The organism is Bradyrhizobium sp. 132 (assembly GCF_023074185.1).
Lineage (GTDB): Bacteria > Pseudomonadota > Alphaproteobacteria > Rhizobiales > Xanthobacteraceae > Bradyrhizobium.
Window position 1 is genome coordinate 133,056 of sequence record NZ_JADPKY010000030.1, and the last position, 19,487, is coordinate 152,542.

Annotated in this window: 16 protein-coding genes; 6 read left to right on the forward strand and 10 right to left on the reverse strand. The window is 65.1% G+C overall.

Annotated features, from left to right (window positions below):
• Positions 1-477 precede the first annotated feature (477 nt).
• From IVA74_RS04815 to IVA74_RS04840, 6 genes are all read right to left on the reverse strand, one after another.
• Positions 478-1,479, reverse strand: coding sequence for a glycosyltransferase (locus IVA74_RS04815; protein ID WP_247340405.1), 1,002 nt, complete (start codon positions 1,477-1,479; stop codon positions 478-480).
• 524 nt (positions 1,480-2,003) lie between these two features.
• Positions 2,004-2,774 carry a sulfite exporter TauE/SafE family protein gene (locus IVA74_RS04820; RefSeq protein WP_247340406.1) on the reverse strand — a complete coding sequence of 257 codons (771 nt, stop codon included), beginning with the start codon at positions 2,772-2,774 and terminating at the stop codon, positions 2,004-2,006.
• Positions 2,771-4,027, reverse strand: a complete 1,257-nt coding sequence (locus tag IVA74_RS04825; protein ID WP_247340408.1) for a CCA tRNA nucleotidyltransferase — start codon at positions 4,025-4,027, stop codon at positions 2,771-2,773. The genes IVA74_RS04820 and IVA74_RS04825 overlap by 4 nt, the downstream gene beginning before the upstream one ends.
• 10 nt (positions 4,028-4,037) lie before the next feature.
• A complete protein-coding gene (locus tag IVA74_RS04830) occupies positions 4,038-4,301 on the reverse strand; it encodes a DUF6111 family protein (RefSeq protein WP_247340410.1) in 264 nt (87 codons plus the stop codon).
• Positions 4,298-4,969, reverse strand: a complete 672-nt coding sequence (locus IVA74_RS04835) for a CoA pyrophosphatase (protein WP_247340412.1) — start codon at positions 4,967-4,969, stop codon at positions 4,298-4,300. The genes IVA74_RS04830 and IVA74_RS04835 overlap by 4 nt, the downstream gene beginning before the upstream one ends.
• Entirely contained in the window at positions 4,966-5,577 is a 612-nt protein-coding gene (locus IVA74_RS04840) for a DUF1285 domain-containing protein (protein ID WP_247340413.1), read from the reverse strand. The genes IVA74_RS04835 and IVA74_RS04840 overlap by 4 nt, the downstream gene beginning before the upstream one ends.
• A 260-nt stretch (positions 5,578-5,837) precedes the next feature.
• Between IVA74_RS04840 and IVA74_RS04845 the strand changes: the two genes are divergently transcribed.
• The 6 genes from IVA74_RS04845 (at position 5,838) to IVA74_RS04870 (ending at position 15,791) form a co-directional block, all read left to right on the forward strand.
• Positions 5,838-6,836, forward strand: coding sequence for a MoxR family ATPase (locus tag IVA74_RS04845; RefSeq protein ID WP_247340414.1), 999 nt, complete (start codon positions 5,838-5,840; stop codon positions 6,834-6,836).
• Positions 6,836-7,780 carry a DUF58 domain-containing protein gene (locus IVA74_RS04850; protein ID WP_247340415.1) on the forward strand — a complete coding sequence of 315 codons (945 nt, stop codon included), beginning with the start codon at positions 6,836-6,838 and terminating at the stop codon, positions 7,778-7,780. The genes IVA74_RS04845 and IVA74_RS04850 overlap by 1 nt, the downstream gene beginning before the upstream one ends.
• Positions 7,777-10,590, forward strand: coding sequence for a DUF4159 domain-containing protein (locus IVA74_RS04855; protein ID WP_247340416.1), 2,814 nt, complete (start codon positions 7,777-7,779; stop codon positions 10,588-10,590). The genes IVA74_RS04850 and IVA74_RS04855 overlap by 4 nt, the downstream gene beginning before the upstream one ends.
• Positions 10,591-10,657: 67 nt before the next feature.
• Positions 10,658-12,721 carry a hypothetical protein gene (locus tag IVA74_RS04860; RefSeq protein WP_247340417.1) on the forward strand — a complete coding sequence of 688 codons (2,064 nt, stop codon included), beginning with the start codon at positions 10,658-10,660 and terminating at the stop codon, positions 12,719-12,721.
• A gap of 150 nt (positions 12,722-12,871) precedes the next feature.
• Positions 12,872-13,276: a DUF2946 domain-containing protein gene (locus tag IVA74_RS04865; protein WP_247340418.1), complete on the forward strand. Its 405-nt coding sequence runs from the start codon at positions 12,872-12,874 to the stop codon at positions 13,274-13,276.
• 148 nt (positions 13,277-13,424) lie between these two features.
• Positions 13,425-15,791: a TonB-dependent receptor gene (locus IVA74_RS04870; protein WP_247340419.1), complete on the forward strand. Its 2,367-nt coding sequence runs from the start codon at positions 13,425-13,427 to the stop codon at positions 15,789-15,791.
• Between the two features lie 180 nt (positions 15,792-15,971).
• Here IVA74_RS04870 and IVA74_RS04875 read toward each other — a convergent pair whose 3' ends face one another.
• The 4 genes from IVA74_RS04875 to IVA74_RS04890 all read right to left on the reverse strand — a co-directional run bounded on the left by IVA74_RS04875 (position 15,972) and on the right by IVA74_RS04890 (position 19,475).
• A complete protein-coding gene (locus tag IVA74_RS04875) occupies positions 15,972-17,129 on the reverse strand; it encodes a hypothetical protein (RefSeq protein ID WP_247340420.1) in 1,158 nt (385 codons plus the stop codon).
• 36 nt (positions 17,130-17,165) lie between these two features.
• Positions 17,166-17,852, reverse strand: coding sequence for a methyltransferase domain-containing protein (locus IVA74_RS04880; protein WP_247340421.1), 687 nt, complete (start codon positions 17,850-17,852; stop codon positions 17,166-17,168).
• A 37-nt stretch (positions 17,853-17,889) separates the two neighbouring features.
• Positions 17,890-18,405: an N-acetyltransferase gene (locus IVA74_RS04885; protein WP_247340423.1), complete on the reverse strand. Its 516-nt coding sequence runs from the start codon at positions 18,403-18,405 to the stop codon at positions 17,890-17,892.
• A gap of 122 nt (positions 18,406-18,527) precedes the next feature.
• Positions 18,528-19,475 (reverse strand): glycosyltransferase family 2 protein, encoded by a 948-nt coding sequence (locus tag IVA74_RS04890; RefSeq protein WP_247340425.1) that lies wholly within the window; start codon positions 19,473-19,475, stop codon positions 18,528-18,530.
• Positions 19,476-19,487 lie beyond the last annotated feature (12 nt).

The window sequence follows — 19,487 nt, forward strand, 5'->3', positions numbered from 1 at the left end:
ATCGCTTGTTTGCAACTTGGCGCCCCCTGCGAACGGACATCCCGCAGCCCAAGGCCATTTCTGAAAAGTGACCAACGGAAGTCACCGCCAAGAGAAAAGCCGCCCGAAGGCGGCTAGTCGTTCTCTCCGCTGAAAGGAACTTGGAAGCAATTCCACCAGCCGCTGGTGACCAAACGAACGCCGTCACGCGACGAGCCAATGTCCCTTGTGAATATCGAACTTCACCGCGCCGTCGTCACGCATCTTCAACAGGAGCGATTGGCAGTCGTCCTGGTTCTTTATGTTGACGCGCTTCATGATTTCGAAAGTTTTCAGAGGCTTTTCTCGAAGGGCGATTAGAATCTTTTCTCGATCAGTCATTGGGTTCCTTGCATCGACATCGGCGACGGTACGTGTTGTACAGATCGTCTGCAACAGGTGCGTTCGCTTGACGAGGTCCGTTCCGGTTCAAAATCTCAGATCTCAACTTGCGCACATTCAGTCCGCTCCGCGGGGCTCGTTCGGTAAGATAGCTCTAAACCATTCAACTGCAGGCCGCACGAGCTGCCATCCTCGCAGCCCAAGAACCTTCTTGCAGGCAAGAAACCACCAACGACGCGTTCTTCGAACGGTCGGATCAATACCGACCGCAAGTTTAGAAAGGCCTGCTGAGCTTTCTATCGCTCCTTCGTTGAAGGCAGTGCTTGCGCAACCGATCGCTTCAAGTGCCAACATGTGGTTCATCCAGGCACGAAGATCAGCAGCGTTGGTCAACCTGGCAGCACCATTAGTCAGGAAATGTTCAATCGCCGCCTTGCGTTGGAGCAGGTCTTGCTCCCGCGAAGGCTCGCTTGACATGTTGGCCGAGTGCGCTCGATACACGGCTTGATCAGCGGCAATGACCCCGACGTCGCCGTGCGCGGCGAGCCGGAACCACATTTCCATGTCAGAAGCGTAGGGTAAATCAGCTAAATACCCGCCCAATCTTTTCTGCAGGCTCGTACGAACCACTACTGTTGGTGATAGCACAATGTTTTTTGCGCCGCTAAGTGTAATGAAATCGAGGCCGGACAAAATGTTGGTTCTTGATCCCACGCCTGTTCTACGCCGCGAACGCTCCCCCTGTTGATCAAGAACAACCGCGCCGCCGAAGGTGAAAGCGACAGACGGATGATCGTCCATCAGCTCGACCGATCTCGCAAGGGCCCCGGGCAACAGGTAATCGTCCGCGGACAGAAGAAGCATATAGTCGGCTCTCGCCCAGGCGATGCCTTCATTGGCGGTAGCAATGAGCCCTTGATTCGAGGTGTGCCTGCGATAATCCACCCGGGGATCGGAGCGGGCTAACTCTTCCGCAACTTCCACTGTATTGTCGGGCGACGCATCATCGATAATGAGCACGCGCAACTCGGGGCCGGATTGCGCCAAAACGCTCTCGACACACTCCCGCAGGAAGTGCCCATACCGGAAGCAGGGAACAACAATGTCTACGGAGCTCATTTCTTGTCTCCACAGACCATCGCAAAGAGGGTCGAGGCCTAGGCTCCACTCTTGGCCGGGCGGAATTGCCGTCGACATCCTTGAATAGAGCCAGCGAAGCTCGTGGCCTCTCGCCACGCGGCTTTGTCGTCTCGCAGTTCCTCCCCTTGCTCGTCCTTGCTGGACGCAACATTGTGGACGCGGAAGACGTACCTCGGCATGCTCCGGAAACGCCCGACGAAGCGCCTCCGTTCCAAAAGTCACATATGACACTTAGAACCGGCGGAGCGATACCGGAAGGCGAAGGCCACGGCAGCGGGAATTACGATACACCCAATTGACCCGACCCGCTTCAAGCCCGGCAAGCGCGGACCGAAGCCAGCGCAGTCTGACGGCGATGATTAAGTGCACTGTCATCGTAACCCAAAAGGTCATCATGCCCGGGCTTGTCCGGACGGGCTCGGCCATGACGTTGTGGAAGCTTCGGCGCCCATATGCGCTCTGTCCCGGGGAGAGGTAAACTACGCGTTCCGCTCCGCGATAATCTACCCGATCAGTTGCCTCGCGGACGCCGAGATCATCACCAGCCCGCCGGTGATCACCGCGACATCGAGGATCGCGGTGTGGATATGCACCGGCATCCGCTCGACGAAGGCTTTGGCGAGGAACGCGCCGGGGATCGCGATCCCGCCGATCAGCAGCGCAAAGGCGAGCACCCGCGCGGTGACCGCGCCGGCGAGGCCGAACACCGAAATCTTGATCAGACCGGTGCCAAGCGAGATCATCGCGTCGGTCGCGATCACGGCGGCGCCCTCGAGTCCCGCGGCCATCAGCAGCGAGAGCAGGATCACGCCGGAGCCCGAGGTGCCGCCGACCAGCACGCCGTAGCCGACGGAGCCGGCCGCAAGGCCGGTGTCGCCGATCCTGACCTGCCGACGACGGAGCATCCGGCGCAGTGGCACACTCAGGATCAGCATGGAGCCGATCACCAGCGCAGCGCCGGCATTGGTCAGCCGGGTGTAGCCGTAGGCGCCGAGCGCCGTCGTCAGCGCCGCGCAGGCGAGCACGATCAGCGCGCGGCGGCGATCGGCATAGCGGAGATAGGCGATCGCGCGGCTCGAATTGGTGAAGATCGCGGAGATCGCAATGATCGGCACCACCGGCTCGGCGCCGACCAGCGGCACGAGCACCAGCGGCATCAGAGCGCCGGTGCCGTAGCCGGCGAGACCACCGATGATCGAAGCAAACAACGCCATTAACGCGACCAGCAGAAGCTGAAAAATCGAGATGTCGGCGAAGCCTGAGACGATGGTCACGTTTTCTCGTCGCGGCTGACGCGTGCCGCTGCTTGATCGGCGATGGAAGCGAGTGCGGTGTCCTCTAGGGGAAAATCCGCCGCAAGCCAAGCGTCCTCGGCGAGCGTCAACACATGCCCGAGCGCGGGTCCTTCCGCCATGCCGCGCGCGATGAAGTCGGCAGCTTTCAGCGGAAATTTCGGCGCAGTCCAGCGCTGCGGCAGCTCGGCGAGCACACGCCATCGCGACGAGCCGACCTGATCGCCGCCTCGCGCCCAGCCAAGCAACACGCGATCGTGATAGCGCTCCGCACCGAGCCGGTAGAGCAGCCGCCGCGCATCGGCTTCGTCCTTGATCGCCAGGCGCCACCAGCGGTGCCCCATCGAATCCAGCGCCTTGGTTTCCGCATTGGAGAGTCTCAAGCGCGCGGCGACGCGTTTTGCATCTTCAGTCACGGCGACCGTCAGCGCAGCGAGCCGCCGCGTTGCGCTGGCAGCGAGGCCGAGCTCACGCTCGATCGCGATCATCGCCGAGAGCGGCCCGGTGTAGGCGACGCCGCCGGTCAGCGCTTGCAGCAATCCGCCATCTGCCATCGCAAGCGCGGCGGCAGACGCGCCGCGAGCGACCAGCAGCTTCAGCATCTCCATGCGCAGCCGCTCGGCCGACAGGCTCGCAAGGCCCGCGCGTCCCCGGATGCAGGCGAGATAGCCGTCGCGGTCGGGATCGCCGGCGCCGAACGCGGCGTGGATGCGGAAGAAACGCAGGATGCGCAGGAAATCCTCGGCGATCCGTTGGTCGGGATCACCGATAAAGCGCACGCGCCGCGCGGCCGCATCCGCGACGCCTCCGACGTAATCGTAGACAACGCCATCAGCATCGGCCGACAGCCCGTTCATCGTGAAGTCGCGCCGCTCGGCGTCCTTGACCCAGTCGCGGCCGAACGCAACCTTGGCCTTGCGGCCGAAGGTCTCGGTGTCCTCGCGCAGCGTCGTGACTTCGTATGGCTGGTTGTCGATGACGAGCGTGACGGTGCCGTGGTCGATGCCGGTCGGCACGCTCTTGATGCCGGCACTCTTGGCGCGCCGCACCACCTCGTGCGGGAGCGCCGTGGTCGCGATGTCGATATCACCGGGCACGAGACCGAGCAGCGCGTTGCGCACGGCGCCGCCGACCACCCGCGCCTCCTCGCCATCCGCGTTGAGCAGCTCCAGGACGCGCGCAGTCCCTCCCGAAATCAGCCAGGGCGCATCGGCGAGCATGGGCTCCGCGCTCATCGGCCGGCCCCTATCTTTCCACGCCCGGCACGAGCTTGCCGTTTTCGACATGGGCGGGGACATACGTCGAATCCGGAGCCGCGCCGGAGAAATGCGCAAACCCGATCAGCCCCGCGATCACCAGCACGAGTGCCGCCAGCATGAGACGCGCGACGATGGTGATCGGCCAGGACGATTGCACGAACAGCCCGGAACGGCTGGCGGCCAGGAACAGCGCATAGACGGCGAAGGGAACGAGGAAAATTCCGATCTCGGTCAGAACTGGACGGATCATGATGAATAGATCCGCTCGTAAAGCACACGCAGCATTCCGGCCGTCGCCCCCCAGATGTAGCGTTCCGCAAACGGCATCGCGTAGTAGGATCGCTCCATGCCGCGGAATTCCTTGCTGTGCACCTGGTGGTTGGCCGGGTTCATCAGGAAGGATAGCGGCACTTCGAACGCATCATCAACCTCGGAATGGTTGATCGTCAGCTCAAAACCCGGCCGCACCCGGGCTACCGTCGGCAGGATGCGGAAGCCGAACGCGGTGCCGTAGAGATCGAGATAGCCGATCGGCTCGACGAAGTCGCGCGACAGCCCGATCTCCTCCTCCGCCTCGCGCAGCGCCGCATCGAGCGGCGAGGAGTCGGTCGCGTCGATCTTGCCGCCGGGAAAGGCAATCTGGCCCGCATGGTCGTTCAGATGCGCCGAGCGCTGCGTCAGCAGGATGGTCGGCTCGGGATGATCGACCACCGCGATCAAAACCGCCGCCGGCCGCACCGGCTGCTCACGCGCGATGATCTCGAGCATCTTGTCGGTGCCGGGATCGCCCGAGGCCGGAATGATGTTGGGATCGAACAGGCCGGGCGGCACGTCGAAGCCTAATCGCGCCTTGGAGCGGGCGAAAAAATCGGCCGCTCCGAACGTGGCGGGATCGGTCTTCAGGATAGGCTTGTTCAAAGCGCGGCCCTCACCTGCTCCGCATCGGCCATGGCGAAGAATTCGCCGGCCGATTCGACGCCGAACATCGGCTGGCCATCGACCATCCGCTCCTCACCCATGTCAACCAGATCGTAATAGAGCGCGCGGGTGACCTTGGCCCAGAGTTCGGCGCGGACATGCAGATAGGGCGTCAGTCCGCCGCCCTCGCCCCGTTCGAAGCGCAGCCGGTGCGCCGCATCGCAGGTGACCCAGTCGTCGACATTGGTGCGGAAGCGGAGCACGCGGTGGTTGTCCTCGCCGTCCTTCTGCATTTCGACCGCCATGAACGGCGCGTCGTCGACGCGAATGCCGACCTTCTCCACCGGCGTGACGAGGAAATGCTTGTCGCCTTCACGCTTGAGGATGGTCGAGAACAGGCGGACCAGCGCGTGGCGGCCGATTGGCGTCCCCATGTAGTACCAAGTGCCATCGGAAGCGATTCGAATGTCGAGATCGCCACAAAACGGCGGATTCCACAGATGCACCGGAGGCAGGCCCTTTTTGACGCCTTCGGCATCGGCAGCACTTTTGGCGGCGGCAGTCAGCCCCTCAAGACCGCGATCGGCGCTCTGCCCTTGGTTCGCCATGGTTTGCCCTGACTCTGTCATTTGGCACGTTTGCTGCAGGTCTGAATTGTAAGTCTACGTCGTCTGTCGGTGCACGGTTCCACTCCGGATCAGTCCGGTGTGGAGGTCTCCACTTCGTGATGCCCTACATAGCCCTAAGCCGATAAGGTGGGGATAGGTTAATTCAACGAATACATGGCCTTCCTGCAAGTCTAGCATAGGGCCCATGTGATGACATGACGACGCAAGCGAGCCGCATGGCAGGCTGAAGGAGCTAACGGATGGCGGAGAGTGTCGAGAAGCTCGAAGACGGAGTAGTCCGTTCGGCCGAGCAGGTGTCGAGCCAGATTCGCGCGGCAAAGGATGCGATCGCGTCCGTCATCTTCGGCCAGGACCGCGTGATCGAGAACACGCTGGTCACCATCCTCTCCGGCGGCCATGCGCTGTTGATCGGCGTCCCCGGTCTCGCCAAGACGAAGCTGGTCGAGACGCTCGGCATCACGCTCGGCCTCGATGCCAAGCGCATCCAGTTCACGCCCGACCTGATGCCGTCGGACATTCTCGGCGCCGAAGTGCTCGACGAAAGCACCAGCGGCAAGCGTGCCTTCCGCTTCATCTCCGGCCCCGTGTTCGCGCAATTGCTGATGGCCGACGAGATCAACCGCGCCAGCCCGCGCACGCAGTCGGCGCTGCTGCAGGCGATGCAGGAGCAGCACATCACCGTGGCCGGCGCGCGCCACGATCTGCCGAAGCCGTTCCATGTGCTCGCCACGCAAAATCCGCTGGAGCAGGAAGGCACCTACCCGCTGCCGGAAGCGCAGCTCGACCGTTTCCTGATGGAGATCGACGTCGACTATCCCGATCGCGACGCCGAGCGCCGTATCCTATTCGAGACCACCGGCGCGGAAGAGACACTGGCCAGGGGATCGATGACCGCGGACGCGCTGATCACCGCACAGCGGCTGATCCGGCGCCTGCCGGTCGGCGATTCCGTGGTCGAGGCGATCCTGTCGCTGGTCCGTTCGGCCCGTCCGGGTCCGGAGAGCGGCGAGACCGGCAAGTTCATCGCCTGGGGACCGGGCCCGCGCGCCAGCCAATCGCTGATGCTCGCGGTGCGCGCACGCGCGCTGATCGACGGGCGCCTCGCGCCCTCGATCGACGACGTGCTCGACCTCGCCGAGCCCGTGCTGAAGCACCGCATGGCGCTGACATTCCAGGCGCGCGCCGAAGGCCGCACGATTCCGGACGTGATCCGGCAATTGAAAACACGGATCGGTTGATGGCCGCAGAGAACGGGCAAGCAGCGAAGGAGATCATCGCGATCCGACGTGCCGATGGCGAAAGCCGCACGCTCGCCGCTTCGCTGCCGCGCCTGGTGCTCGAGGCCCGCCGTATCGCCGCCAACGTCATTCACGGTCTGCACGGCCGACGGCGCGCAGGCGCCGGCGAAAATTTCTGGCAGTACCGCCGCTTCGTCTCCGGCGAGCCGGCGCAGAACGTCGACTGGCGGCGCTCGGCGCGTGACGATCATCTCTATGTCCGCGAGCTTGAATGGGAAGCCTCGCACACGGTCTGGATCTGGCCCGACCGCTCCCCCTCGATGGCCTTCGCCTCGAAGACTGCGCGCGAATCCAAGCTCGAGCGGACGCTGATCGTCGCCTTCGCGCTGGCCGAGCTGCTCGTCTCCGGCGGCGAACGTGTCGGCATTCCCGGGCTGATGACACCGACCGCGAGCCGCAGCGTCATCGACAAGATGGCGCAGGCGATGATGCATGACGATGCCGACCGGCTGAGCCTGCCGCCGTCCTTCGTGCCCGCGGCGCTGGCCGAGACGATCGTGCTGTCGGATTTCTGGTCGCCTATCTTCGAGATCGGGACGACGCTCGCGGGCCTGTCCGGCTCCGGCGCCCATGGCATGCTGGTGCAGATCGTCGATCCCGCCGAAGAGTCGTTTCCTTATTCCGGACGCGTCGAGTTTGTCGAGCCCGAAGGGTTCGGCGTGATCACCGCCGGCCGCGCCGAGAGCTGGGCGCAGGATTACACCGCGCGGCTCGCGCTGCACCGCGACCAGATCCGCGCCGAGACCAACAAGCTCGATTGGCTGTTCACGACGCACGCGACCGACCGCTCCGCCGCTGAGCTCTTGCTGTTCCTGCATGCCGGCATGCAGGTAAGCAAGTCGGGCGCCCGCACCACGACCATCAAGGCGGGGCCCGCCGCATGATGGGACTGCCGCTCGCCTTCACCGAACCGCTGCTCCTGATTGGCCTCGTTAGCCTCCCGGTGCTGTGGTGGCTGCTGCGCGTGATGCCGCCACGGCCGCGCCGCATCGAGTTTCCGCCGACGCGCCTGTTGTTCGACATCGCACCGCGCGAAGAGACGCCCTCACGGACGCCGTGGTGGCTGACCGCATTGCGGCTCCTGGCAGCGGCCCTCGTCATTTTCGCCGCCGCCGGCCCGATCTGGAATCCGCAAACAGGCATCGCCGCCAGCAAGGCGCCGCTGATGATCATGTTCGACGACGGCTGGAGTGCGGCATCGAACTGGGACATCCGGATCAGGGCCGCCGACGAGCTGATCGCCAATGCCGAGAACGACCGCCGCGCGATTGCGCTGGCGCCGCTGTCCGAGCCGAACCGCGATATCACCCTGATGCCGGCGGGCGCCGCGCGCGTGGCGCTGCGGCAGCTCACGCCGAAGCCCTATTCGATCGACCGCGTCGAGACCCTGACCGCAATCGATCGCTTCCTGAAAGCGACCGGCGACTGCGAGATCGCCTGGCTTTCTGACGGCGTCGACACCGGTCGCGGCGAGGAATTCGTGGCTGGCCTCGGCAAGAGCATCGGCGACCGCAGCCTGACCGTGTTCGAAGGCGGCACCTCCTCGCCGCTGGCTCTGGTCGCGGCCGAGAACGCCGCCGCCAGGATGACGGTCAAGGTACTGCGCACCGACAGCGGCATTGCCATCGGCACCGTGCGCGCGCTGGACCAGAAGGCCTCGCCGATCGGAGAAGCGCGTTATTCGTTCGGTCCGCAGGACAAGGAAACCGAAGCGGCGTTCGATCTGCCGGTCGAGCTGCGCAACGACATCACACGGCTTGAAATTGCCGGTGAGCGCTCCGCCGGCGCGGTGCAGCTGCTCGACAAGCGCTGGCGCCGCCGCGCCATCGGCATCGTCTCGGGCGCGAGCAGCGAAACGGCGCAGCCGCTGCTGGCGCCGACCTTCTATCTCACCCGCGCGCTGGCGCCGTTCGCCGACGTGCGGCTCGCCGACAAGGGCGCGCCGCAGCAGGGCATCACGCAGTTCCTCGACCAGAAGCTGCCGATGATCATCCTTGCCGATGTCGGCACCATCGCCCCTGAAATCCGCGAGCGTCTCAATGCCTGGATCAACCAGGGCGGCGTGCTGGTGCGGTTCGCCGGTCCGCGGCTGGCGCAGGCCGAAGACGATCTCGTGCCGGTCAAGCTTCGCAAGGGCGGCCGGACTCTCGGCGGCAGCCTGACCTGGGAAAAGCCGCAACATCTGGCCTCGTTCGCGGCGGACGGTCCGTTTGCCGGCGTCGTGGTCCCCAAGGACGTCACCATAAACCGCCAGGTGCTGGCCGAGCCCGACGCCGTGCTCGCCACCAAGAGCTGGGCATCGCTGGAAGACGGCACGCCGCTGGTGACCGGTGAGCATCGCGGCAAGGGCGTGGTCAGCCTGTTCCACGTCAGCGCCGACATGCGCTGGTCGGATCTGCCGATGTCCGGCACCTTCGTCGAAATCCTGCGGCGTGTCGTCGACATGTCCGGCTATACTGCCAAGCCCGGCGCCGGGGTTGCCACTGAGGCGACTGCCGAGACGGTGGCGCCGCTGCACATCCTCGACGGCTTCGGAGCCTTCGGCCCGCCGCCCGCCGCCGCAAAGCCGCTGCCCGCGGATTATCGCGACCGCGCCACACCCGATCATCCGCCGGGCTTCTATGGTCCGGCAGAAGGACCGCTCGCCGTGAACACGCTTGCCAGCGCCGACCGTATCGCAGCCCTGAACACCGCGAGCCTGCGCGCCCGGCACGCCACCTACACCAATGCCGAGCCGCGCGACTTGCGCGGCTGGCTACTGTCGACGGCGCTCGCGCTGTTCCTGATCGACGCCATCATCGTCGCGGTGCTCGGCGGCGGCCTCGCCGCGCTGCTGCGCCGCCGCGCCGCGCCCGCGATGATCGTCTTCGGACTGGCGCTCGCAGGCTTCGTGGCGCTCGTGCCGACGCCGTCGCACGCGGACAGCGCGTCCGACGAGTTCGCGATGAAGGCGGTGTCGCAGACCCGCCTCGCCTATGTCGTGACCGGCAATGCCGACGTCGATTCCATCGTCAAGGCCGGCCTGTCCGGACTGACGCTGTTCCTGGCGCAGCGCACCGCGCTCGAGGCCGGCGATCCCGTCGGCATCGATCCGGCGCGCGACGAACTCGCCTTCTTCCCGCTGATCTACTGGCCGATCGTGCCCGGCGCGCCCAAGCCGCCGCAGGACGCCATCAACAAGATCGACGCCTACATGAAGCAGGGCGGCACCGTGCTGTTCGATACCCGCGACGCGGTCGAAGCACCGCCCGGCGCAAACGGCGCCGCGCAGACCCCCGCCATGCAGACGCTCCGCGAAATCCTGTCCTCGCTCGACGTGCCCGAGCTCGAGCCGGTGCCGCGCGAGCACGTGCTGACCAAGACCTTCTATCTCCTGCGCGACTTCCCCGGCCGCTTCAACACCGGCCAGACCTGGGTCGAGACCTTGCCGCGCGAAGACGACGACGACAGCGCGCAGCGGCCGGCACGCGGCGGCGACGGCGTCTCGCCGATCATCATCACCTCGAACGACCTCGCCGGCGCCTGGGCCGTTCGGCCCGACGGCCAGGCCATGCTGCCGGTGACCGGCGGCGACCCCCGCCAGCGCGAATTCGCCTACCGCGCCGGCGCCAACATCGTGATGTACACGCTGACCGGCAACTACAAGGCCGACCAGGTGCACGCACCGGCGTTGATTGAACGGCTGGGGCAATAAGCATGATCCGGAAAAGTGGGAACCGGTTTTCCGAAGAGGTCATGCTCACAATGAATAGAAGTGCGACATGAATTACGGCATCGCGTTTACGCCGCTTGTTCCGGCAATCGTCCTGTGGCTCGCACTGGCCGCGATCGTCGTCATCGCGCTCGTGCTGCTGCTGGCGCGTGCGCGCGGCGCTGCCGTGCGCGTGGCCGCGCTGGTGCTGTTCCTGCTGGCGCTCGCCAATCCCTCCTTCACCCGCGAGGACCGCGATCCCCTCACCTCGGTCGCAGCAGTCGTCGTCGACAAGAGCCCGAGCCAGAACTTCGGCAATCGCAATCGGGAGGCCGCGCAGGCGCAGGAGGCGCTGGTCGACAGCCTGAAGAAGATCAAGGGACTCGAGGTCCGCGTCGTCGACGCCGGACAGGCCGACGGCGAGACCGACGGCACCAAGCTGTTCGGCGCGCTGGCCTCGGCACTTGCCGACGTGCCGGTCGACCGCGTCGCCGGCGCCTTCCTGATCACCGACGGCCGCGTCCACGACATTCCGGCCAACGCCGCCGGGCTCGGCTTCCAGGCGCCGGTTCACGCGCTGATCACCGGACAGAAAGACGAGCGCGACCGCCGCATCGCGATCCTGGCGGCGCCGCGCTTCGGCATCGTCGGGCAGCCCCAGACCATCACCTACCGCCTCGACGACCAGGGCGTCAGCGGCGAGCGCGCCAAGGTCACGGTCCGCAGGGACGGCGAGGTCATCAACGAGCGCACCCTGGGAAGCGGCCAGGCCGCAAGCGTGGACGTCGACATCAAGCATGCCGGGCCGAACATCGTCGAGATCGAGGCCTCGCCGCTCGAACGGGAATTGACGCCGGTGAACAACCGCGCCGTCGTCGCCATCGACGGTGTGCGCGACAAGCTGCGCGTGCTGCTGGTCTCGGGCGAGCCGCATTCCGGCGAGCGCACCTGGCGCAATTTGCTCAAGTCCGACGCCAGCGTCGATCTCGTCCACTTCACCATTCTGCGTCCGCCGGAGAAGCAGGACGGCACACCGATCAACGAATTGTCGCTGATCGCGTTTCCGACCCGCGAGCTGTTCCAGCAGAAGATCAACGAATTCCAGTTGATCATCTTCGACCGCTATGCCCGCCAGGGCGTGCTGCCGATCGCCTATTTCGACAACATCGCACGCTACGTTCGCGGCGGCGGCGCGGTGCTGGTCTCGGCCGGCCCCGACTACGCCTCCAACACCAGCATCTGGCGCACGCCGCTGGATTCGGTGCTGCCCGCCGAACCGGTCGGGGTGACGGAAAAGCCGTTCTACGCGCATCTGTCCGACGTCGGCAAACGCCATCCCGTCACGCGCGGCCTCGAAGGCTCCGCCAGCGAGCCGCCGCACTGGAGCCGCTTCTTCCGCACTGTCGACACCCGCAATTCCGTCAACCCGCCGGTGATGACCGGCGCCGACGGCAAGCCGCTGCTGTTCCTGTCGCGTTTTGGCGAGGGCCGCGTCGCGCTGCTGCTCTCCGACCACATCTGGCTGTGGGCGCGCGGCTATGAAGGCGGCGGCCCGCATCTCGATCTGTTGCGGCGCATGTCGCACTGGCTGATGAAGCAGCCCGATCTGGACGAGGAAGCGCTACGCCTGCAGGTGCAGGGCAAGAATCTCGTGGTGGTGCGCCAGACCATGGCGGACAGCGTCCAGCCGGTCAGCGTGACCTCGCCGTCGGGCGTGGCGCGCGACCTGACGCTTGCGCCCGGCGATCCCGGCGAATGGCGCGCCAGCCTGCCGGCGAGCGAACTCGGCCTGTGGCAGGCGACCGACGGCACGCTGAAGGCGCTGATCAATGTCGGTCCGACCAATCCGAAGGAGTTTTCGGAAGTCACCTCGACCACCGAGACCCTCAAGCCGCTGACGCAGGCCACGGGCGGCAACGCCGTGCGCGTGGTTGACGGCGCCAACGTCGAGCTGCCGCGCATCCTGCCGGTCCGCTCGGCGAGCGTCTTCCATGGCGACGGCTGGATGGGCGTGCGGATGCGCGACGCCAGCGTCGTGAAGGGCGTCGGCGTGCTGCCGATCTTCGCCGGCCTGATCGGGCTATTGCTGCTGCTCGGCGCCTTTGCCGCGACCTGGGTCCGCGAAGGGCGCTGAACGTCCCGTTGCGCGAACGACACATCAGCAATCCGCCCGAGCGGATCGGTGCGACTGCGGTTGACATCCGCTGACCGATCTGGCGATGTTACATTATAACGTCGCGGGATCAGGGGATGATGCCCTCGCGATGTGGGGTGGCGTTTTCAGATGAAGTGGTTCCGGTCGAATATCAGGCACGGCGCCCGGCTCGCGATCCTCGCGATGCTGGTGCAGTTCGCGCTGACGTTCGGCCACAGCCATTGGTTCGCCCAGGCCGCTCCCCTCGCCCAGGCCTCGCTCCAGCAGACCGACAGCACCAACGGTGTCGCTTCGATCCACCGTGCCGCGGTCGAGAGGCAATCGCCGGCAGGTCCCGACCGGGAGCAGCCGGGCGAGGACAATTGCGCGATCTGCGCATTGGTCGCGATGGCGGGCACCGTCATGTTCGCGGCGCCGCCTGTGCTGCTGCTGCCGCAGGCGATCGAGCTGCTCTATCGCACCACCGACGCTGAATTCAGCCATCTGAAGTCGGCCGGCTCGGCGTTCCAGCCGCGCGCCCCTCCCGCGTCCTGACTCCAGACATCACGTGATCACGTCTGGGCTCGCCGAAAGTCGGCGGATGCCCGGGAGCAGTTGAAGTCGAATTCCGTCGCGCAGCGACGGCAGGCCGCCTCCGATCAACACACGAATATGCGGACGGCGCCTGACTGGAATCAGAACCATGTCATTTGAATTGCGGCGCGCGCAGCGCCTTGGCGGAGCAAGCCTGCTCCTGCTCGGCGCCGCCGCCACCCCGGCGCTGGCTCAGGACAAGCCGGCGTCTACCGAAATCCCCGCCGTCACCGTGACGGCTCCGAGCCCCATCGTGCGCAGGGCGGTGGTGCCGACCCGCAACCCGGGCCGCGCCACGCGAACCGCGCGGGCACGCAGCCACGAACGCGCGGCGGACGCCACGCCGGCAGCCTCCACGCCCGCCGCACCTCAGCAGGGCGTGCTGCCGATCGTGACCAACCAGTTCGCCACCGTCACAGTCGTGCCGAACGAGGAGATCCGCCGCGAAGGCGGCGGTCAGCTCGGCGATCTCCTGTTCTCCAAGCCGGGCATCACCGGCTCGAGCTTCGCGCCCGGCGCCTCCAGCCGGCCGATCATCCGGGGTCTCGACGTCAACCGCGTCGGCATCGTCGAGAACGGCACCAATGCCGGTGGTGCCTCCGACCTCGGCGAGGATCACTTCGTCCCGATTGATCCGCTGGCGACCAACCAGGTCGAGGTGGTGCGCGGGCCGGCCGCGCTGCGCTATGGCTCGACCTCGATCGGTGGCGTCGTCAGCGCCACCAACAACCGGATTCCGGATGCGCTGCCGAACTGCGGTGCCCAGCCGTTCCAGAGTTTCGGCCTGCCGGTCAAGGCGCCGCTCGCCGGCGCCGCGACGTCGCTTTGCGTCACCGCCGAAACGCGCAGCGCGTTCAGCTCGGTCGATCGCGGCGTCGAGAGCGGCGTGCTGCTCGACACCGGGGGCGGCAATTACGCCTTCCATGCTGACGTCTACGGCCGCAACACCACCGATTACAGCATCCCGAGCTACCCGTACCTCGCCGACCAGACGCGCTCCATCGCCAACGGGCGCCAGCCCAATTCGGCGACGCGCTCGGACGGCGGCTCGATCGGCGGCTCCTACTTCTTCCAGGGCGGCTATATCGGTGCGGCGATCACGCAGAACGACGCGCTCTACCACATCCCCGGCATCGACGGCGCCGACCACAACACCCGGATCGACGCTCACCAGACCAAGATCAACGTCAAGGGCGAGTACCATCCCGACGCTGCGGCGATCGAAATCGTTCGCTTCTGGGCCGGCGCGACCGACTACCGGCACAACGAGATCGGCCTTGCCGATCCCGCCGACCCCAACACCGACGGCGTGCGGCAGACCTTCACCAACAAGGAGCAGGAGATCCGCACCGAGGTGCAGCTGATGCCGTTCAACGCCCGTTTTGCCGAGGTGACGACCGCGTTCGGCTTCCAGGCGGGCCACCAGGAGCTGACGGCGCCAAGCCCGGACGATCCGGGCGCGCTGTTCAACGGGTTGTGGGACCCGAACCGAAACTACCGCGTCGCGGGTTACGTCTTCAACGAGTTCAAGTTCAGCGAACAGACCAGGGCGCAGATCGCGGGCCGGATCGAACATGTCGAACTGCACGGGTCCACGCCCGATTTCCCCGCAGACTTCCTGCCCGACGGGTCACCGCAAACAAGCATCGTCCACAATCCGTCGTTCACGCCGAAGAGCGGCAGCATCGGCCTGTTGCAGGACCTGCCGGGCGGCATGGTCGGCAGCATCACCGCACAATATGTCGAGCGCGCGCCGAAGCCGGCCGAATTGTTCTCGCGCGGTGGCCATGATGCGACCGCGACCTTCGACATCGGCAATCCGAACCTCACGATCGAGACCGCGAAGTCCGTCGAAATCGGCTTGCGCAAGGCGACCGGACCGTTCCGGTTCGAGGCGACCGCCTTTTACACGCATTTCGACAATTTCATCTATCGCCGCCTCACCGGCGTGATGTGCGACGGCGACTTTGCCTCCTGCGGCACGCCCGGTGCCGAGCTGAACCTGGCGGTCTATTCGCAGCGGAATGCCAACTTCCGCGGCGGCGAATTCCAGTCGCAGTTCGATGTCGGTGCATTCCAGGGCGGCATCTGGGGCATCGAGAACCAGTTCGACGTCGTGCGTGCCACCTTCACCGACGGCACCAACGTGCCGCGGATTCCGCCGCTGAGACTGGGCGGCGGCGTGTTCTGGCGCGACGACAATTGGTTGATGCGCGTCAATTTGCTGCACGCTTTCGCGCAGAACAACGTCGCTGTGATCGCGGAGACGCCGACATCGGGCTACAATTTGCTGAAGGCCGAGGTCACCTACAAGACCAAGCTCAACCCGAATGCATTCGGCGCGCGCGAGATGCTGGTCGGCCTCGTCGGCAACAATCTGTTGAACGAGAACATCCGCAACTCGGTATCCTACACCAAGGACGAGGTCTTGATGCCCGGCATCGGCGTCAGGGCGTTCGCCAACTTCAAGTTCTAAAAGGCTGCCTCGAACCCGTCATTGCGAGGAGCCTTGCGACGAAGCAATCCAGACTGCCTATGCGGTAAGATTCTGGATTGCTTAGCTTCCGCCTTCGCTCTCGAGCTTCGGCGGACAAGCCGCTCGCAATGACGGAGTATGAGGCGTGGCCGCGCCGAAAGCGCGATAGCTAACCTGAATTCATCGCGCTTTGGCTAACGCGGCCGCTCCAGGGGCATCCTCTGCCGCTTCCTGGAACAGGACGGCAAACAGCAGGCTCCACAGTGTCAGGAGGGAAATGGGGATCGTGTAATATGGCGTCGCGATCGGATAGGTGAAGAAGAAGGCGAGATTGAGCGCCAGATTGGTCATCGTGAGCTGCGCGACACGGCGAGTGCCATTCGCCTGCCGCAACAGCCAGATCGAGCCTGCAATTCCGATGACGATCAGCAAGCTCTGGAGCGGGTCGGCAAGATAGTCCCGGACCACTGCGAACGAAAAATCCAGCGGCCTGACATCGGGGTTGTTGCCGTAGGTCGACGCGAACGGACTGCCGGCGTTGACGGCGTAATAGAGGATGGTCGGTATCACGCCGGCCAGCAACGCGACGCCGAACACGGCCCCCTGCAAAAACCGGGACATCGTCCGTTCCGCAAGGAACATGACGAGGAGAAACAGGCTGTAGCCGGACGCCAGGAAGAGGTTGGCCAATCGGAAATCGACGGTCAATCCGAGCAGGAAACCGATTGGCGCCAGCAGCCAGATCCTCGGTTGGGATCGCGGGCTCGCCAGCCATCGCGCCGTGAGACATCCCGCGAGCGCGCACACGACGACGGTCGGGGCCATCGAATAGCTCGCCTTGACCGGATTGACCATCAGGTAGATCGCAAGACAGCCGAACGTCCCGGCCATCAGGACCGATCTCGTGCTGCGCGCAAGCGAAAGAGCAAATAGCGCGAAGCCGAGCACGATGATGGTCGCCAGCATGTACATGGGCACGACCTGGTGCCCTGGCGGAAACAACGCCAACACGAGGCCGACACCCGGCGGGTATTGAATGACGACCTTCCCCGTGGCCGGCATCAAGTTGTGACAGGGCGCGGCGGTCGTATCGGCCCAGTTCGGGTAGCCGATCGCCTTCAGCTTTGCTTTTTGATAGCCATCATCGTCGCGGGTGAGGCTGGTGTCGAAGCCCTCCACCAGCCCAAACCTCTGGAACAGATGCGCCTGCCGCAGGTAGCAGATGTCGTCATAGACGCCGCGATCCTCATTCCATCGCAACATCGTCCAGAAATGGCCAACCAGCACCGCGAGAAACAAGACGGCGAAGACGGCTTTGCTGGTATGGATTTTCTTCATCGGGATCATGATGCGGCGGGCGGCGCCGGCGCTGCTTTAGCGGAATGCGAGATAGAGATTGGACGATAGCGGGCCGAGCGACAAACCGGTGTAGCCCACTGCCGCGGACTTAGGGATGGAGGACTTGACGACCAGCGCGGCGAGCCCCAGCAGCCGTTTTCGCGTCATCAGGATCAGGTTCTGCTCGTCGGTCCATTCCGACTTGCCGGCGATCCTGCAGGCGATCCTGAAGGTGCCGTCCAGATAGTGCGCCAGCGGGATGGCCGTGTGGTGCTCGACCGGAAAGAACCTGTTGGGCACCGTGATGAACACCCGCCTCGCAACGCGGCAAAGCTCCTTGACCAGGAGCACCTGCTTTCCGTGGCTGCCGGCATGCTCGAGCACAGCATTGGACGTCGCGACATCGAACGCATTGTCGTCAAACGGCAGCCGTGTATTCGGTTCGATCTGCACGTAACGGCAAAGCGGAAAAGCCGCCTTGAACCCGGCTCCTTCGCCGAGCCCGCAGGCCGTGATTTTGTGCTGATGTGGATAGCTTCTTTCCAGCACGTTTGCGCCGTCGTTGATCACGTCGGAAACACCGACGTCCAGGATCTCGTCCGACGCAGACGGCTGCATCTGGGCGATGAAATCTCGGAATATGCGGTCGCGCGCCGCGATCAGCAGCTTTTCCGCCGTGCTCCCGGACGCCACCTCCCGGTAATATTGCTGATCGACCGGCACTGCCCTACCTTCATGTGAGCTTCGAAGCGATGGCGCGTCAGGTTGGCGTCTTGCTCCAGTCGGGACCGACCGGCCCCGATACACCTTCGAACGCGCCCTCGACGAGCTCGACGACGAGGAGCCGGCTGTAATCGACCGGGCCCGGCATGGTGACGCGCCCCTTCGGCACCGGCTTGAAGCCGACGCGGCTGTAATAGGGCTCGTCGCCGACCAGCAGCACCAGGCGATGGCCCTGCGCCTTGGCGTCCTTCAGCGCGCGCTCGAGCAGCAGCCGGCCGACGCCGCGGCCGCGGAACGGAGGCTCGACCGTCAGGGGCCCGAGCAGCAGTGCAGGCGTGTCACCGACGCAAACCGGCAATTGCCGTACGGATCCGACCAGCAACGTACCGACGCGGGCGGTGAAGGATAGATCGAGCACGTGATCCACATGCTCGCGAATGCGGTACGCGCTGAGCACAAAGCGGCCGGGTCCGAAGGTGCGTTCGTGCAGCCGCTCGATCGCCTGAGCATCGCCGGCGGCTTCCGACCGGATGGTGAGGGAGAGATCGTTCATCGCGTCACGGCATCTTCAGGCGGGAGTCATCGGTTCGCGTCGGAAAACGCGTCAGGCGGCGTCGGCGGGATATCACCTTGGAGGGCAACGGTCCATGGGATTGCGCCCGCCCCCGGAGGCTTTCAGTTCCTCCCGAGCGGCGGTTGGGACAGGTAGGCGAGCATCTTCATTTCCCGCCGGCCGCGCGTCACGGTGTCGAGCACGAGCCCCGACGAAGCCGAAAGCAGCGCCATGATCATCAGGCCCATGGAGAGCACGGCGGTCGGCAGGCGCGGTACGAGACCGGTCTCGAGGAAGGTGATCACGACGGGCACTCCGAAAGCGATCGACAGCAGCGCGAGGACGATGCCGATCGCCGAAAAGAAGCGCAGCGGCCGCTCCGACCGGTTGAGCTTCAGCATCGTGTTGAAGATACGCAACCCATCCTGCCAAGTATTGAGCTTGGAGAAGGAGCCTTCCGGGCGCGCATAATACGGCGTCTCGACCTCGGCAACCGGCAGCGACAATTCCAGCGCATAGACCGCAAACTCGGTCTCGATCTCGAAACCGCCGGACAGGACGGGGAAGGATTTGACGAACCGGCGCGAGAACACGCGGTAACCGGACAGGATGTCCGTGAAGGCGTGGCCGAAGGTCGAAGCCAGGAAACCGGTGAACAGCCGGTTGCCGATGCGATGACCGCGCCGGTAGGCCGCCTGCGATTGATCGACACGCAGACCCACAACCATATCCAGATGATCATCGAGGAGCTGGTCGATCATGCGCGACGCGCTCGGCGCGTCGTAGGTCGCATCGCCATCGACGAGCACGTAGATGTCGGCCTCAATGTCCGCGAACATGCGGCGCACGACATGGCCTTTGCCCTGGCGCCGTTCGCTGCGCACGATTGCTCCGGCCTCGCGCGCGATCGCCGCGGTGCGGTCGGTCGAGTTGTTGTCGTACACGTAGACCTCGGCCGCAGGCAGTGCCTTGCGGAAATCGGCGACGACCGTAGCAACGGCGGCTTCCTCATTGTAGCAGGGAACCAGCACGGCGACCCGGAATGGCCATGACCTCGTCGATTCAGACAATCTTCATCCCTC